At 40.6% G+C, this 16,566-nt stretch carries 16 protein-coding genes and 1 pseudogene; 16 read left to right on the top strand and 1 reads right to left on the bottom strand.

Annotated features, from left to right (window positions below; translation table 11 throughout):
• The first annotated feature begins 2 nt into the window (after positions 1–2).
• The 6 genes from fis (at position 3) to JCM15074_RS11195 (ending at position 6,269) form a co-directional block, all read left to right on the top strand.
• Positions 3–308 (top strand): DNA-binding transcriptional regulator Fis, encoded by a 306-nt coding sequence (fis, locus tag JCM15074_RS11220; protein WP_025821287.1) that lies wholly within the window; start codon positions 3–5, stop codon positions 306–308.
• A 217-nt stretch (positions 309–525) separates the two neighbouring features.
• A complete protein-coding gene (locus JCM15074_RS11215; protein WP_025821286.1) occupies positions 526–1,395 on the top strand; it encodes a hypothetical protein in 870 nt (289 codons plus the stop codon).
• Positions 1,396–1,648: 253 nt separating this feature from the next.
• The gene (locus JCM15074_RS11210; protein ID WP_025821285.1) at positions 1,649–2,017 is read left to right on the top strand and encodes a hypothetical protein; all 369 of its coding nucleotides are present in this window, start codon (positions 1,649–1,651) and stop codon (positions 2,015–2,017) included.
• 238 nt (positions 2,018–2,255) lie between these two features.
• Positions 2,256–3,530, top strand: coding sequence for a sensor histidine kinase (locus tag JCM15074_RS11205; RefSeq protein WP_025821284.1), 1,275 nt, complete (start codon positions 2,256–2,258; stop codon positions 3,528–3,530).
• A gap of 10 nt (positions 3,531–3,540) precedes the next feature.
• Positions 3,541–4,089 carry a response regulator transcription factor gene (locus JCM15074_RS11200; RefSeq protein WP_025821283.1) on the top strand — a complete coding sequence of 183 codons (549 nt, stop codon included), beginning with the start codon at positions 3,541–3,543 and terminating at the stop codon, positions 4,087–4,089.
• Between the two features lie 197 nt (positions 4,090–4,286).
• Positions 4,287–6,269 carry a TonB-dependent copper receptor gene (locus JCM15074_RS11195; protein WP_025821282.1) on the top strand — a complete coding sequence of 661 codons (1,983 nt, stop codon included), beginning with the start codon at positions 4,287–4,289 and terminating at the stop codon, positions 6,267–6,269.
• Between the two features lie 74 nt (positions 6,270–6,343).
• Here the strand turns inward: JCM15074_RS11195 and JCM15074_RS21895 are convergent.
• A pseudogene (locus tag JCM15074_RS21895) lies at positions 6,344–7,656 on the bottom strand (PTS transporter subunit IIC).
• Between the two features lie 357 nt (positions 7,657–8,013).
• On the opposite strand from JCM15074_RS21895, the gene citC reads away from it, so the two are divergent.
• The 10 genes from citC to JCM15074_RS11145 all read left to right on the top strand — a co-directional run bounded on the left by citC (position 8,014) and on the right by JCM15074_RS11145 (position 16,460).
• A complete protein-coding gene (citC, locus tag JCM15074_RS11185) occupies positions 8,014–9,021 on the top strand; it encodes a [citrate (pro-3S)-lyase] ligase (RefSeq protein ID WP_025821281.1) in 1,008 nt (335 codons plus the stop codon).
• A 12-nt stretch (positions 9,022–9,033) separates the two neighbouring features.
• Positions 9,034–9,318, top strand: coding sequence for a citrate lyase acyl carrier protein (gene citD / locus JCM15074_RS11180; RefSeq protein ID WP_025821280.1), 285 nt, complete (start codon positions 9,034–9,036; stop codon positions 9,316–9,318).
• Positions 9,318–10,196, top strand: a complete 879-nt coding sequence (gene citE / locus JCM15074_RS11175; protein WP_025821279.1) for a citrate (pro-3S)-lyase subunit beta — start codon at positions 9,318–9,320, stop codon at positions 10,194–10,196. The genes citD and citE overlap by 1 nt, the downstream gene beginning before the upstream one ends.
• Positions 10,196–11,620 carry a citrate lyase subunit alpha gene (citF, locus tag JCM15074_RS11170; RefSeq protein ID WP_025821278.1) on the top strand — a complete coding sequence of 475 codons (1,425 nt, stop codon included), beginning with the start codon at positions 10,196–10,198 and terminating at the stop codon, positions 11,618–11,620. The genes citE and citF overlap by 1 nt, the downstream gene beginning before the upstream one ends.
• Complete coding sequence (gene citX, locus JCM15074_RS11165) at positions 11,620–12,132, top strand: citrate lyase holo-[acyl-carrier protein] synthase (protein WP_025821277.1); 513 nt, start codon at positions 11,620–11,622, stop codon at positions 12,130–12,132. The genes citF and citX overlap by 1 nt, the downstream gene beginning before the upstream one ends.
• The gene (citG, locus tag JCM15074_RS11160) at positions 12,129–13,043 is read left to right on the top strand and encodes a triphosphoribosyl-dephospho-CoA synthase CitG (RefSeq protein ID WP_025821276.1); all 915 of its coding nucleotides are present in this window, start codon (positions 12,129–12,131) and stop codon (positions 13,041–13,043) included. Before citX ends, citG begins: the two co-directional genes overlap by 4 nt.
• A gap of 50 nt (positions 13,044–13,093) precedes the next feature.
• Positions 13,094–13,888: a DUF5718 family protein gene (locus tag JCM15074_RS11155; RefSeq protein ID WP_025821275.1), complete on the top strand. Its 795-nt coding sequence runs from the start codon at positions 13,094–13,096 to the stop codon at positions 13,886–13,888.
• Positions 13,889–14,200: 312 nt separating this feature from the next.
• Positions 14,201–15,412, top strand: coding sequence for a PAS domain-containing protein (locus JCM15074_RS11150; protein ID WP_025821274.1), 1,212 nt, complete (start codon positions 14,201–14,203; stop codon positions 15,410–15,412).
• On the top strand, positions 15,412–15,780 hold the full coding sequence (locus JCM15074_RS25625; RefSeq protein WP_084266994.1) for a sensor histidine kinase: 369 nt from the start codon (positions 15,412–15,414) through the stop codon (positions 15,778–15,780). Before JCM15074_RS11150 ends, JCM15074_RS25625 begins: the two co-directional genes overlap by 1 nt.
• Positions 15,777–16,460: a response regulator gene (locus JCM15074_RS11145; RefSeq protein WP_025821273.1), complete on the top strand. Its 684-nt coding sequence runs from the start codon at positions 15,777–15,779 to the stop codon at positions 16,458–16,460. The genes JCM15074_RS25625 and JCM15074_RS11145 overlap by 4 nt, the downstream gene beginning before the upstream one ends.
• The last annotated feature ends 106 nt before the right edge of the window (positions 16,461–16,566 follow it).

Genomic DNA, 16,566 nt, shown 5'->3' with positions numbered 1-16,566 from the left:
GAATGTTTGATCAGACAACTCACACAGAAGTTCACCAGCTTACCGTAGGTAAAATTGAAACCGCTAACGGTACGATTAAGCCTCAGTTATTACGTGACGCAGTAAAACGCGCCGTAACTAACTTCTTCGCTCAGTTGGACGGTCAGGAAGCTCAAGAAGTTTACGAAATGGTGTTATGTGAAGTAGAAGCACCATTGCTTGACATCATCATGCAGCACACCCGTGGTAACCAAACTCGTGCAGCGAACATGCTAGGTATCAACCGTGGTACGCTACGCAAGAAATTAAAGAAATACGGCATGAACTAATAGCCTTAGGCTAAGTTCTTGTATTGAAAAGCCCGTTACAGGTAACTGTAACGGGCTTTTTGTTGATATGTACTTCCTGCTAAGTTAACTCCGTGATTAGTTACAGACAATAAGCAATAATGAATTACTTTTTGACAAGTTTGAGCTGCTATCAATGCTTTATTTGATAATATAAATAACTAGAAATAATTTTTAAATGACAATCAGGAAGTCACTTATGAAAATGGACTTAATCCCCACAGTACAATCGTTACTAAAACAAGAAGCGATAAGGATTGAAGGTAATATCGAACTGATTGAAGCATTTGATGAGCTCATTCAATCAAATAGCTTTCAATATAAATACCCGCCTACATTTGAGATTAATGGTTATCCCTTTGCCAAAGATAATCGCTACTATCCCCCATCACTCAGCGATAGTATTGAGCGAGCACTGAGCCAACAAGTGCTATATAGCATTAAGCTGTTACCTGAGAAATTTGAAGTGCTAATACATTTTTACTCGGTACGGTTAGGTAAGACCCTTTGTACAACGAAGCCTGTTTATACAGTCATAAGTCCTAATTTATCTGAGTTAGATAATGCTTTGCAGGGCTTATATAACTATATTGATCAATCTACTCATTTTGTAATTTGCCAAGCTTGCCAAAAACTAGTGGCCGCAGAGCTTTGTGGTAATGGCATTTGCGATAGTAATCAGCAAGGTACACAATGTGAAGTCACATATAAACAGCACTTTGATTGCAGTCTTGTCGATCGCATATCTATTATTGGTGAAATAGTTAACGTGTATAAAGACCAAGATGAAATAAAGTTCTATATCTCCTCGACAGCATGGCCTCATCCTCACCAACCACAACCCTACAACCGTATTATTGAGACACTGCCGTTAACAGCAACACTTGATGAGGTGCACGAACTAAGAGAAAAGCTAGAAACTGAGCAAAAATACCCTGCACTGTGTTTTCACTGCAAAAAAGAATTTAATGAAGGTCAGGCGATGGATTTAGCTTATCTTGTTGACTTTGATACTGATGAGATTATTTGTCATGGCTGTGCCACTATGCATTATGGTGTAGTTTATTAGGGCTAACGCATTAAATATTTACGCGCAACAGGGTGCTCTTATGGCTGTTACAGGAGACGGTAACGGCTTTTTGTTGATATGTACCCTGATATGTACCCGTATTGCACAACTGACTTACATGCTAGCAATGACTCAGTAAACTCAAGTGCCAATTATAAACACAAATCAATCACTATCTATTTGAATTATATAAATAATTGATTCATCTATCACTAGATACTAGTATGTGTCACTTTTAGATGTTTAGATCATTATGAGCCTATCAAGCGATACCTTTTTAAAGTGCTTATTCATTGAGGAGTTTGCCAAACAAGATAGATGGCGAGCCAAATGTGCATCAGAAGATGGACGGCATATCTACCCTTTAGCTGAAATGCATCAAATCCTTTCCGATAGAGAGAGCACGGCAGAGCAACCAGAACCTAAACATATCATTTTAGGGGTTTTTGATGAAAACCAAGAAAAATGGCTATTGGTCAAAGTCGATCTTGAGATCACTTATTTGTATGTCGTCAGCAGTTTTGTTGAAAATTCAAATATTGAAAAAACAGTGACAGGACGAAGTGATAGAGCCATGGAAGCCGTTAACCAAATTTTCGAGCAATTAATGCTGCCTGAATAACTTAATCGCTAAACACTATATTTGCCGTGTCATCATCTATGGCACGGTAAAATAAGCTGCAAAATCCACATTACAATACTCACCTCTCATACTCAAAAAAAGCGAAGCCAGCGTCATATTCTTAGACAAATTCAATTGTCTTTTAGCGCCTGTTACCGCAAAGTTAGCCGTCGCTAAAATGGCCGATGTCAATCCGTACCTTAACCTAATTAATATAATAACAATAAAGAATCATCCCATGCCGCAAACCTGTTTTAATACTGCATCGATCAAAAACCTTGATACCAGTGATCAACTTACTCTACTGAGATTAGGTTCATTATTATTAAAAATAGGCTTAACCTTTACTGCGGCTGACACATTTGGTTTATCACTGACCAGCTCGGTGGTGTACCTAGGTTTATTGCTTGAAATAAGCTATGTGGTAATCACTTTTAGCGGCCGTGATTTTATTAGCCGCTTTAAGCACAATTTTTTCATTCTATTATTGATCGATACCTTATTTTGGATCGCTTGGCTTTACTTTACTGGCGGCGCCACTAACGCATTTATCTCACTGCTACTATTACCTATTGCGATCTCTGCGGTGGTTTTACCACAATGGGCGCCATGGAGCTTAACGCTGCTGTCGAGTTTAGCTTATAGCTTGATGATCTTTAGCGGATCCGATCCGCATACCATGCATCATGATATGGATATGAACTCACATTATTTAGGTATGTGGTTTAACTTTCTTATTTCTGCATTAGTGCTGACCACCAGCATGTCTTATATCGCCAAACGCATGCTCAAACAAGAAGTGGAGCTGAGCTATATGCGTGAAGCGCAATTACGCCAAGAACGGTTATTAGCACTAGGCACGGTATCTGCACAAATGGCCCATCAATTAGCCACACCACTGGCAACCTTACGTTTATTGGTTGATGAAGCGGTTGAAGATAGCCATGCAAGCCCGAAGGCAATACATGAAATGGACTCGGCCATGCAGCGTTGTGAACAAAGCCTAAACTCATTACGTATGGCCACTGAGTCAATTAGAGAGCAGCGACAAAACCTGCTCACCATAAGCGAACTCATTAACACCTTACGCCAACAAGTATTGCTACTTATGCCTGAGGTAACACTTGCATTAATAGACGACGAGCAAGCTCGCACAAAAATGACGATTACAGCGGATGCTAGCTTAATGCCAGCATTATTGGCTTTAGTGGAAAATGCAGGACGCGCCAGCTTAACCCATATTGGTGAGGCTAAAGTGGTGTTATCAGCCTTTTTATTAGCAGACAGCCAGCAGCTATGTATCTCTGTTAAAGATTTTGGCACAGGTATCTCTAAAGAGATGCAGCAACAATTAGGTCAACAACTGATTAAAAGCCAACATGGTATGGGGATGGCGCTGCTACTTAGCAATGCCAGTTTTGAAAAATTAGGTGGTAAGTTATTTCTAGCCAGCGCCGATGAAGGCGGTACTGAAGCGAAAGTTTATCTACCGTTAGCGCAAGTCTCTAATTGAGGATAATGCCATGACAAATAAGTTACTGATTATTGAAGATGATATTGCCTTTGCCAGCTTACTAAACCGCCGCATGAGCAAACAAGGCTTTAGCTGCCAACAATGCCATGATGCCAGCCAAGGCTTATTAGTTGCCAGACAATTTAATCCTACTCATATCTTATTAGATATGAAACTTGAGCAAGAAAATGGCCTAAAACTGATCTCACCACTGCGACAACTGCTGCCGAAAGCGATCATTGTATTACTAACGGGCTACGCCAGTATTGCCACTGCAGTGGAGGCCATTCGATTAGGTGCCGATAACTATTTAGCCAAACCAGTTGATACTCAAACCTTATTAAATGCGCTAACAGATGCGCCCCATAATATAAATGTTCAGCCAGTCATTGAAGAACCGTTATCACCTAAGCGATTAGAATGGGAACATATTCAGCAAGCACTCAATGCCAATGATGGCAATGTCTCTGCAACCGCGCGCCAGCTTGGTATGTATCGCCGTACGCTACAACGTAAACTACTCAAAAAGCCAGTAATGGATCATCGCGACCAGCTTTAATTTACGCGGCAAAAATACAATAACATCATTCATTTTACTTCAGTTATTCACGCTTATGTGATCACTGTATCAATCGCCTGCGACACATTGTCGCAGTAATCTGATTTGCTTTTGTCTTCCCCATATCTGCTCACTAGAATTGCCATCACTTAGTTGCAATACCAAACCAATCACTCAAAAAATAAAGGTAGATATTGATGAAACGGACTAAATTATTGTTGGCGCTTTTAATGACTGGCGGCTTAGGTCAGCAGTGTTTAGCCAATGAAGCCAACACTTGTGATAACACTGACGGTTGCGATGATCGCATTGTGATCACGGGTGAACTTATGCGTAAACCTCTGAGTGTTGTCACCGATCCTAAAAAACCAAGACTCCCTTTGCCTGCATATGATGGTGCAGGCTTTTTAAAGACCATTCCAGGCTTTAGCATTAGCCGCAAAGGTGGCGCAGGTGGCGATCCCTCTCTGCGTGGTTTAGGCGGTTCACGCATCAATATCGTTAATGACGGTCAACATGTTTATGGTACTTGTGGTGGCCGTATGGATCCGCCAACCGCTTACATTTACCCAGAATCTTACGACAGTATTGAGGTGATTAAAGGCCCACAAACCGTACGTCATGGTCCTGTCGGTTCTGCTGGCACGGTATTATTTGAAAAAGATAAACAGGGTTATGGTGCGCAAGAAACCTCTGGCCGCGCCAGTATTACTGCTGGCAGCTTTGAACGGCTTGATTATGTGGTTGAGCTTAATGCTGGTAATGAAAACCACTACTTTGAAGTCGCCGCTAATCAATCTGCCAGCGATCACTATAAAGATGGTCATGGCAATCCGATCCAGTCGAGTTACGATCGCCGCAATATGGATGTCGCACTGGGCTGGACGCCAAGTGACGACTCATTACTGGAACTGCGCTACGGCAAATCAGATGGCAGCGCAGAATATGCCGATAGAGCCAACAAAGCTCGTGTGATTGAAAATGAAAATGTCACACTGATGGGCGAACATATGATTAATGGTCAGTACCTGCAATCTATTGAGTTTCAGGCTTACCATAATGAAAATGATCATGTGATGGATCAGTTTGATCAAGGGGTCAACTCTGGTAGCAATGTACGCCGTAGCACTCTTGGCGCACATCTTTGGGCGCAATGGTCTATTGGCGCACTCACCATGGTTACAGGTGCCGATACACAAGACTCAACCCATAAAGGCCGTAGCATTAATCCAGCAACAGACAATGGTCTTGACGATCTGCTGGCTAAAACCTTTAAAGAAAATATGAGTTACCAGCAATACGGTTTATTCGCTGAGTTTGAATATGACTTTAACCCCGTATTATTAGTGACGGGGCTACGTTACGATCATTGGCAAACTGAATTACATATTGCCCAGCAAGGTGAGCGTCAGGACGATCTTTTCTCTGGTTTTGCCCGTATCGAACATGAGTTTGATCAAAACCAATATTATTTCGGCGTCGGTCATGCCCAGCGTATGCCTGATTACTGGGAGATCATGAAATCATCCAGCGCTAACAATAGCCAAAAAGCCTTTAATATTAAGCCTGAGCAAACTACACAGTTAGATCTTGGTTGGATCTACGATGCGCAATCCATCACCCTTTCAAGCGCTTTATACTATGGTCAAATCGATGACTATATCGTGATTGATAACAATGGCGGTGCCAGTCACTCTCGTAATATTGATGCCACGATTTGGGGCGGCGAATTAGGCATGGAATGGCGCATTACAGAAGCTTTGCAGTCACAAATCAGTGTGGTTTATGCCCATGGAAATAATGACACGGATAATGTGGCATTAGGGCAAGTATCACCGTTAGAGGGTCGTTTTAGCCTAGACTATCGCATTAATGACTGGTCACTCGGTTTATTATGGCGCGTGGTTGATAACCAAAGTCGAGTCGCTATTGGGCAAGGCAATATTTCAGGCCAAGACTTAGGTGAAAGTGCAGGTTTTGGCACCTTAGCGTTAAACGCTGGCTGGCAACATAGTGAACATTTACGCCTGACCTTTGGCGTAGAGAATCTATTTGATCGTTACTACTCAGAACATATCAGCCGCAGCGGTGCTGGCAATGATGTTCCTGGCAGTGTGCCGACCTTTAAGGTTAACGAACCGGGTCGCAACCTGTGGTTAAAGTTAGATTATTTTTACTAAAATAATTTAATTTAAAACTAAATGTCCTCACTTAAATCAGCTAATGAATAAGTGAGGACAATACGATGAAGTGATTAACTAAATAGTGACAAAGTATGATGCAGTAACTCGCCTAAAATAGTGAAGTCAGTGGTTGAGTAGGTCGTTGCAGCATGCACCCCTGCATCCCAAATTGGCTGGAAGATTAACGCAGAACCAATTGTAGAAAGCACACCACAAGCAATCGCCCCCATAATACAACCACGAACACCACCAGTCGCATTACCGACAATACCGGCTCCACCACCACTAGCAAAAGTGAATAATAACGAAGGCACAATCACGGGTAGACCAAAGTAAGGCAGAATAGCATAGTGATAAAACCTGCAACCGTACAACAGATAAAACCAACAAACACAGCATTCTTTGAGTAAGGGAATAAGCTATAAATCTCAATAGCAGGGATACTCTTTTTAATCAGTTTGTCTGAAATACCTTTAAAAGCAGGAATTAACTCTTCAACAAACATATTCACACCACGGCCTAAAACAAATACACCGGCAGCAAATAGACCTGATTGCTTTAAAAGGAATAGCACCACATTAATATGCGCATGATGTTTAGCATGTTGATCCGCAATTAATTGTACTTTATCAAATCCTGCTACCGCACTTGAAACCACAAAGAATAGCAACATAACAAGAAAAGTTGAGGTATTTTTATCAGTTAAAAAACCAAGTGCGTTAGGGATTTTAGCTTGTTCAATATCATTATTTACGTTACCAAATTTATCACCTAAAAAGCCTGATAACATATAGCTGGTCGAGCCAAATTGACCAATCGAGAAATCCCCTGAAACCCGCAACGGTTCGACATTTTTAATGCGCCGACAATAACCCACTAACAATGCCGGACTAACCACACACCAAACGGCGGTAATCACAGATCCCATAATGGCGGAGATGGTCATACTGTAGCCGTGAAGTAACGAAATAATCGTTAAGCATGACACCATAAAAAATACGTGGTGGCCTGACAGCACCACATATTTAAGCGGTGTAAAGCGAGCAAAAACTAAGTTCAATGCCATTGCACCAATTAAGCCTAATGCAATTGCCGAAGCAAATTGTGGGCCCAATTGATCCATAGCATCAACGATAACAACTTCATTATTAGGGACGATACCCTTGACGTTAAACGCCATCATAAAAATATCAGAGAATGAATGTAATGATGGCGATATCATCAATCTTGCAGAAGCAAAAAGAAGAACAAAACCAAGGAATGTTTTTGTGACAGAGATAATGGTGTCATTAACGCTCTTACGTTGAATAATACAGCCAACTAAGGTGAATAATGACACTAGAATCGAGGCGTCTTTCAGTAATTGAATTATCGTATCTAGCATTGTTAATATTCCAGTGTGAATTAACTGATTAACAAAGTACGATTATTTTTAGCGAATTTATTTGACCAGATCACATAATTTGACTGTGATAAATTGCTTTAATAGTTTTAATGAACTTAATTATTTTCAACGCTTGATATCTAATTTCATCATTTAATCACTGACCCAGTGTAATTTTTTAATATCAGACTTTATCCCCCTGCAATAGCGCGCTTTCATGCTTAAAACCCTCTGGTAAGCCAATTAAATTTATTAAATTTATTAAGAATATTATTTCGCTCATAAATAGCGATATAGCTCAAATTTATTCATGCCCTAACCCCTTAAAAATAGTGAGATGAAATTAGGGAGGGGATTATGCAAATCCAATATTCAATCGTCAGCGCTAACTCAATGCTATATCAAACAGCAATTGAGCAATTAATCGCAAGCCAAGGATTAAGATATGAGTCAGATATTGAATATTTCTGCATTGCCCATAATCAGCAACAAGTGTTGGTGGGCTGCGTTGGACTCGCTGGCCATATTCTAAAATGTTTTGCGATCGAAAATAATTACCAAGGTGCTGGAATTTCTCGGGCAATGGTAACTGAGATTATCCTCTGCGCTTATCAATTACATCGAAAAAGTTTGTCCATTTTCACCGCTCCTGACAAGGTCAGTATTTTTCAAAGTATGGGGTTCACGGCATTAACCTCACTGACACGCTCTTCAGTATTACTGGTTAATCGTCCAGAACAACTTCTCGCCCTACAGCATCAACTTAGCCGTCACAAAATTATCGGTAAACGTATTGCAGCCATTGAAATGAATGCAAATCCTTTCACTAAAGGGCATGCCTATTTGATAGAACAAGCTGCGCAGGCTTGCGATTGGGTGCATGTTTTTGTGGTAAGAGAAGAAAACAAACCTTTTTCCTTTAGCGACCGATTAGCGATGGTACGTAATGGTTGCCAACATCTGCGCAATATTACAGTGCATGAAGGCAATGATTATATGATCAGTAAACGTACCTTTCCGTCTTACTTTTTAAAAGAGAGTCACTTAGTCAATCAACTACATGCTGAGATCGACTGTGAAATATTTGTACGCTATATCGCCCCCTGCTTAGGCATTACCCATCGCTATATCGGCAGCGAACCTAACTGCCCTATTACCCAAAATTATAACCAAGTCATGATGGCCATGTTACCGCCACAAATTAGCGTTGTAGAGATTAAACGACTCGCACTCAGTGGTATCAGTATTTCAGCCTCAACAGTGAGAAATAATTTATTAAATGCAACAACGCTGGTGGCGAGCTTATTGCCCATATCCACCATTAATTACCTTATTGAACACCATGGTTATGCACTACAAATTTAATTAGGAGTCATAATGAAAATACATCAATCAGCGGTTGCTGGTACTTTTGAAAGCTCTGATCTATTTGTTGAGGTTGAGCCTCAGCCGCAATTTAGCCTCAGCGTGACATCATCAGCGACTCAGTTTAGAGATGCCGTTGAAACTCAAGTACGTAACATACTAACAAAACTACATATTGAAAATGGTCAATGGCGTGTCACTGACTCAGGGGCACTTGATTGTATTATTGCCGCACGAGTAGAAACCGCAGCATTACGAGGTGCCGAACTTTCAGCCCTTAATTGGGAGGAGATGTAATGAAACTTCGTCGTTCAATGTTATTTGTGCCGGCTTCAAATGCCGCAATGGTTTCCAATTCATTTATTTACGATACCGACTCCATCATGTTCGATTTGGAAGATAGTGTCGCTTTACGTGAAAAAGATAGCGCTCGCTTAATCCTATTTAATGCGCTGCAACATCCGCTATATCAAGATAAAGAAGTGGTCGTTCGTGTTAATTCACTCGACTCTGCATTCGGTGTTGATGATGTTAATGCAGTAGTTGCTGCTGGTGTTGATGTTATCCGTCTCGCAAAAACCGATTCAGCTCAAGATGTCATTGATATGGAAGCTGTTATTGAACACGCTGAACAGGCTTATGGCAGACCCGTTGGTTCAACTAAACTATTAGCCGCAATTGAGTCAGCGCTTGGGATCACCAATGCCAAAGAGATTGCCTTTGCTTCAAAACGTCTTATTGGTATCGCATTAGGTGCTGAAGATTATGTGCGCAATTTAAAAACCAACCGTTCAGCAGATGGTATTGAATTATTATTTGCGCGCTGCTCAATAATACAAGCTGCACGCGCAGCAGGCATTCAATGCTTCGATACTGTTTATAGTGATGCCAATAATGAGGCTGGCTTTATTCATGAGGCAGAACTGATTAAACAACTTGGTTTTGATGGCAAATCCTTAATTAATCCCCGTCAAATCGATATTCTTCACAATATCTATGCGCCAACGCTCAAAGAAGTCGACCATGCTCAAGCCGTAATTGCTGCGGCAACAGAAGCGGAAGAAAAAGGCTTAGGCGTTGCATCACTTAACGGCAAAATGGTTGATGCCCCTATTATTGAACGGGCGCGCTTAACCCTTGAACGTGCGGTATCAGGAATTAGAGAGGAATTGTAATGAACACTAATAAACAAGATAGAAAACTTCGCTCTGATTTAAAAGATGCCATTCTCGCTTCTGGGTTAAAAGATGGTGACACCATCTCATTTCACCATGCTTTCCGTAATGGCGATCTGTTAATTAATGATGTAATGGCAACCATTGCTGCAATGGGATTTAAAAATTTAACGCTAGCATCTAGTTCATTAACCGATTGTCATGCGCCTTTAGTTGAACATATTAAAGCGGGCGTAATAAGCAAAATCTATACTTCTGGTTTACGTGGTCACTTAGCCGATGAAATCAGTAATGGTTTGATGCAAAATCCAGTTGAGATCCACTCTCATGGCGGCCGTGTTCATTTAATTCAATCTGGCGAACTTAATATTGATGTCGCCTTTTTAGGTGCGCCTATTACCGATAAATTCGGTAACGCAAATGCCATTTCGGGTAATGCTCGTTGCGGTTCGCTAGGCTATGCCAAAGTCGATGCTAACTATGCTAAGCACACCATTATTTTAGCCGAAAAATTGGTACCTTATCCTAATAGTCCGGCTTCAATTGCTCAAGATTGCGTTGATAGTGTGGTATTGGTCAATCAACTCGGCGATCCGTCAAAAATTGGTGGCGGTGCGACTCGGATGACCACGAATCCACGAGAGCTATTAATTGCGAAAAAAGCGGCGGATGTCATTGAGCATAGCGGTTATTTTTACGATGGATTCAGCTTACAAACAGGTTCTGGTGGTGCGTCTCTTGCGGTCACTCGTTTTCTCGCCCCCAAAATGATTAAAAACAATATTACTGCGGCATTTGGCTTAGGTGGTATTACCGCGACGATGGTCGATCTACATCAACAAGGTTTGATCAAAAAACTATTAGATGTGCAATCATTTGATGCCACAGCTGCAGATAGCCTTGCACGTAATGAAAACCACATTGAAATTAGCGCTAATCAGTATGCAAACCCCACCAGTAAAGGCGCCGCAGTTGATCAATTAGATGTTGTCATTCTTTCTGCATTAGAAGTTGATACTGAATTTAATGTCAATGTGATCACCGGATCTGATGGTGTGATCCGAGGCGCATCAGGTGGTCACTGTGATGCCGCCGTTGGCGCAAAATTAACGATTGTCGTCGCACCACTCGTTAGGGGTCGTATCCCAACACTTGTACCTAAAGTACTTAACTTAGTGACTCGTGGTGATTCAATTGATGTGCTGGTAACCGATCACGGTATTGCAGTAAACCCTGCCCGTCAGGATATTCAGCAGCAATTACAACAAAATGGTATTGAACTTATGACGATTGAGGCCTTACAACAACGAGCTCAATTGATTACAGGTGTGCCATCTGCAATTCAATATACCGATAAAGTTGTCGCTAATGTGCGTTATCGCGATGGTTCAGTGATTGATCGTATTTATCAGGTCGCTCACTAATGTTTAATGGAGTATCTATCGGTCCATTAGACGTTATGGCGTTTCACGATCTCATCATGGATAAGCAATGTCATGCATTAGCTAACGCTGACCTATTAATTAGTTTTAGCGTTAACATGATGGGACCTGTAAAAGTAAATCGAGCTGCCAATATTATTTTTGTGCAGGGTCTCAACGCTATTCAACAATATTGTATAGATACTCCTTTTTCAGTTATCAGCCGACAAATTACAACCCATAAAGCAGGTTTACACTTATTGGTTGCAGTCAAAGGTATTACGGCAAAAAGCTTAAAAACTCAACTGATCTCGCTAGAACAATCCTTACCATTAGGACGTCTGATGGATATTGATGTGATTGATTCATCGGGACGACCTGTTTCACGCAGAGCCATCGGTTATTCAGCACGCCAATGCCTTATTTGTGAACATTCAGCGAAAGATTGTGGCCGCAATAAACGCCACTCACTGGCACAATTACAAGCTGCAATTGAAGAGAAGTTAACACAATGATGAATGCCATAGAACGCCATAAAGATGCCACGGTTCTAAACATAAAAATGCAAGTTGACCCATTTTTAGCCCCCGCCCAGCTGATTGGCAATTTGGCTTATAACGCACTGCTATTAGAAGTGGCCCTACACCCAAAACCGGGCTTGGTTACGGCATTATCAAATGGTGCTCATCAAGATATGAATATCATGACATTCCAAAAAAGTGCTCAGGCCATATTGCCGTTTCTAATTGAATTAGCACAAGTGGGCTACCATTTTGATGGTACCGATTTAAGCAGACTATTAGTGCAAATTAGACCTATTGGTATCAAGGCTGAAGCATCGATGTTTAAAGCAACCCACAATGTGAATACCCATAAAGGTGCCATTTTTATACTGGGGGTATTAGCCGCGGCAATGGGCTATTTAATGCAGCATCAGCAGAAAATTAATGCGCGATTAATTCAACATACAATTCAAACCATATGCAAAGGGATGACAAGCGAACTTAGCCAAGGTATTGCAAATACCCATGGACGCAAAGTATTTACTCAATATGGATTGAAGGGGATTAGAGGGGAGGCTGAATCAGGTTTTCCTACCATCATGAGTGGTTTATCACGCTATCAACAAGCACGGGCAGTAGGCCATGACGATAGCCATGCCATGTATCTTGCACTATTGACCTGTATGGCGATCAATAGTGACAGCTGCTTAGTTAAACGGGGCGGCTTAGCTGGTCTTGCTTTTGTACGGCAACGCGCCGCTGGCTTATTACGGTTATCGCTAAATACTTGCCAATTACGCTATCAACTTGAACGATTTAATCATCAATGTGTACAAAGAAACTTATCACCCGGCGGCAGTGCGGATTGCCTTTCTGCAATTTGGTTTATTGCACAAATTGAACACTTAACCAGTCAGCAATAATACTATTTGAGCAACAATATTAAATTACTTTATATCAGTAAGGATATGTTATGAAATGTTTTAGCTTGGGAATTATCGGTAACTTTGCCGGTCATTTATCTGCCGCCGAAAAAATAACAGAGTCACTCTTACCCAGCGGAATTTTTATTGTAAATGGTTTAAATAATCATGCAATTTCTAGCGGCATCGAACTGCAATATCCGCCGTTTGGTGCCAATATCCAAGCTGAACCAGAATTTGTGGTTAAATTTAACGTGCGATACCAGCAAGGTAAAGTCTGCCAATTTATCCCAACAGCGATCACGGTTGGTAATGATATGACCATTAGAAAACTTGACGGTGCCAACAAAATTGACCAACGAAAAGCATGGGGCAATGAGTCGAAAGGGATCGCATCGCATTGGTGGCCAGTAGACAATCTAGCGCAATTTGATCAACGCTATAAACTGGTTTCAATCCTCAAACGTAATAATGCCTATATTGATTACACGCCAATAGCAGATCCATCAGAATTAAAAGTTTTTTATCAATGGTTATGTGAATGGCTGGTTGATACCGTCAATAATCAACAATCGGAGGGAATTTGCCAACAAATTCTACCGCAAATAGCAGCTGCTGGTTATCCTGATGAAATTGTCGTTTTTTGCGGCGCACCTAACTATACCGCCTGGGGACAAACTCACTTTATTGAACCTGCAGATGAAGTCATTATTGCCTTAATTAATAGTGATAATGTGCTTATCGACAATGTCTTAGAAAAACTAAAAGTGGGCGATTTAGTCAATGATAATAATGTCATCTCTTACAGCCAAGTCATCAATTACAAAATCCAAGCAATAGCCTAACAATGAATTAAATAACACCGCAATAATCATCATTGTGGTGTTATTTACATTATATATGACATTATCAACCTACCACACCCAAAATATACGTAACAAATTGATTAAAAAGCCAAAACCCTATCACGCAAGTGAATGATTAACGAACAACTCCTCAGTTTAATTAACTGTCGAGTTCACTCTAATATAACTTTAATCAAACTTTAACCTTAACCGTTATTTAGCCCTCTGCTTAAACAGCTAATATATTCAAATAATTGAACAATTTGATCATCTTATGACGCTACTGCTTGGTATTTTATCAATAAGAATTCTATGAAATTTAAAGACCGTATTTTACTCATCCAATCTATTGCCGCCATTTTGATCGCCGTTTTTTGTGTATTAATTACTTTTGTCGCGATAGATAGCGTTATTACCAATGATAAATTTCATGAAACCCGTAACATTGCGACAGCAATAGCCATGAACCCGGAAATTGAATTTGCCACTAAAGAGAGCAACCGTAAATTATTAGACAACATACTGCGTAAACAACAATATCACCTTGAACTGGGTTTTGTGGTGATTGCAGGTAAAGATGGGCAGCGATTATTTCATACCGATCCCAACAAAGAAGGTGGATTTATACAAGACCATAACTTTACCGATGTTGCTAATGGTAAAGTCATCACAACGATTCGGCGTGGATTATCAGGCGTAACCATTAACACTCGCATGCCTATCTATTATCACAACACCATTGTAGGTGTCGTTTCTGTCGGCTTTTTACAAAATCACGTACAGAATCTGATTCATCTTTATCTATTTCAAGCCAGTAGCATCATTATCTTAATGTTATTAGTCATGATCTATTGCTCGAAACGCTTTAGTAACTATATTCAGCAACAGCTTTCAGGCATGAGTCCAACTCAAATATCACAAGCCTATCAACTACGTAAAGGCATTCTAAACAGCGTTGCAGAAGGCGTTATTGCTGTTGATATCAATGGCATTATTATGGTGATCAATAAACGCGCCGTAGAAATTTTAGGTATAGAGCAACCCAAAGAATCTTTATTTGGCCAGCCTATTTCAACCTATTGTTATCCAAGTGAGTTTTTCACCCCTGAGCTTGGTGATGTCGTGAATGAAACCACCATTAACCTTAATGGTGAAACGCTTATCGCCTCTAGAACCATGATGAAAGATAACGATGACATTATTGGTTATGTGGTCAGTTTTCGCTGTCGCAATGCTGCGGCAATGCTAGAACTAATGGCGAATCAAATCGCTAAAGAGAGAGATAATTTAAGAGCAACAACCCATGAGTATGCCAATAATGTTGCCGTAGTCTCAGGTATGTTAGAGATGGGATTATTCGATAAAGCGATCCAATTCATCCATAAAGAAAGCCATGCTTTACAAGAAGACATATCAGGCATTACTGCGCATTTTCATCCTCTCATTGCCGCATTAATCATTAGCAAAAAACATCGTGCTCATGAACTGGGATTTTCAATCGCCATTATTGAGGCTCATCGCTAATTCTTGACTCATCGCCACTGGCCCCTAATGAAATTGCAGCCATTTTAGGTAATTTACTCGATAACGCTTATGAAGCGATCGCCAAAACCGATCGAAAAGGTGAAGTCGAATTTTTTGCAACCGATTCAGGTAGCGAAATCATTATTGAAATTTCCGATAACGGCATCGGTATAGCAAATGAAAATAAACAATTAATCTTTAGGGATGGCTATACCAGTAAAGCAGATGTCAACTTACCGCACGGAGTGGGATTAGCCCTAATATCCAATTTAGTCACTAAAGCAAATGGACAAATTATCGTAGAAGATAACGAACCTTACGGCACCATATTTAGTTTATTTGTACCTAAAAAAGGAATGTCAGCGTGATAGATAAAATTAAAACTCTAGTTGTAGAAGACAAAATTGAACTCGCTGAAATGATAGCAGCTTACATCGGCCAAAATCCCGCTTATGAAGTGGTTGGAATAGCTTCATCTCTTGCTGACGCGCGATTTATTCTAAATACCCTAAAACCTAAATTGATCATTCTTGATAATTACCTGCCGGATGGCACTGGCATTAATTGGTTAAGGAAACTGCGTACAAGTACAGAACCTGATATTGATGTCATTATGTTAACTGCAGCAACCGATCCACAAACCGTTACCTCTGGCGTGCGCCTTGGCGCTTTTGATTATTTAATTAAGCCATTAGCACTCACCTCGCTCAATGATGTATTACAGCGTTTTAAAGATTATTACCGCACGATTTCATCTACCACTGAATTTAAACAAAGTGAAATAAACCGCGCTTACGGCGTCCGTCGGGATAGTCGTATTGTTGATGAATTACCTAAAAATATTGATGTGATTACATTAAGACGAGTGATGGATATTTTTGTTGATGATCAACTACAAACCTCCAGTGCCATTGGGCTGCTAGTTGGTATAAGTAAAACCACCGCAAGACGTTATCTTGAATATGCGGTCACGATGGGATTTTTAGAGGCGAGCATCAATTACGGCAGTGTCGGTCGCCCCACTCGGCATTATAAAAAAAATGCCTAACTTGATTGAATCAAAGTCATCTTAAATTTAGGGTGGCTTTGCAATGAAGCTATACGACTTATTGCGATAGATGATGTACTTAACGGCGAACCTATATGGTATCTCA

Origin of the sequence: Shewanella marina JCM 15074 (assembly GCF_000614975.1) — a bacterium.
GTDB classification, from domain to species: domain Bacteria; phylum Pseudomonadota; class Gammaproteobacteria; order Enterobacterales; family Shewanellaceae; genus Shewanella; species Shewanella marina.
The sequence above is the reverse complement of the archived record's forward strand: the minus strand, read 5'-3'. Positions and strand labels throughout refer to the sequence as shown.

What these genes read in the sequence shown, in the direction of transcription:
- fis (WP_025821287.1), top strand. Translation starts at nt 3, where the DNA reads ATGTTTGATCAGACAACTCACACAGAAGTTCACCAGCTTACCGTAGGT.
- JCM15074_RS11215 (WP_025821286.1), top strand. Translation starts at nt 526, where the DNA reads ATGAAAATGGACTTAATCCCCACAGTACAATCGTTACTAAAACAAGAA.
- JCM15074_RS11210 (WP_025821285.1), top strand. Translation starts at nt 1,649, where the DNA reads ATGAGCCTATCAAGCGATACCTTTTTAAAGTGCTTATTCATTGAGGAG.
- JCM15074_RS11205 (WP_025821284.1), top strand. Translation starts at nt 2,256, where the DNA reads ATGCCGCAAACCTGTTTTAATACTGCATCGATCAAAAACCTTGATACC.
- JCM15074_RS11200 (WP_025821283.1), top strand. Translation starts at nt 3,541, where the DNA reads ATGACAAATAAGTTACTGATTATTGAAGATGATATTGCCTTTGCCAGC.
- JCM15074_RS11195 (WP_025821282.1), top strand. Translation starts at nt 4,287, where the DNA reads ATGAAACGGACTAAATTATTGTTGGCGCTTTTAATGACTGGCGGCTTA.
- citC (WP_025821281.1), top strand. Translation starts at nt 8,014, where the DNA reads ATGCAAATCCAATATTCAATCGTCAGCGCTAACTCAATGCTATATCAA.
- citD (WP_025821280.1), top strand. Translation starts at nt 9,034, where the DNA reads ATGAAAATACATCAATCAGCGGTTGCTGGTACTTTTGAAAGCTCTGAT.
- citE (WP_025821279.1), top strand. Translation starts at nt 9,318, where the DNA reads ATGAAACTTCGTCGTTCAATGTTATTTGTGCCGGCTTCAAATGCCGCA.
- citF (WP_025821278.1), top strand. Translation starts at nt 10,196, where the DNA reads ATGAACACTAATAAACAAGATAGAAAACTTCGCTCTGATTTAAAAGAT.
- citX (WP_025821277.1), top strand. Translation starts at nt 11,620, where the DNA reads ATGTTTAATGGAGTATCTATCGGTCCATTAGACGTTATGGCGTTTCAC.
- citG (WP_025821276.1), top strand. Translation starts at nt 12,129, where the DNA reads ATGATGAATGCCATAGAACGCCATAAAGATGCCACGGTTCTAAACATA.
- JCM15074_RS11155 (WP_025821275.1), top strand. Translation starts at nt 13,094, where the DNA reads ATGAAATGTTTTAGCTTGGGAATTATCGGTAACTTTGCCGGTCATTTA.
- JCM15074_RS11150 (WP_025821274.1), top strand. Translation starts at nt 14,201, where the DNA reads ATGAAATTTAAAGACCGTATTTTACTCATCCAATCTATTGCCGCCATT.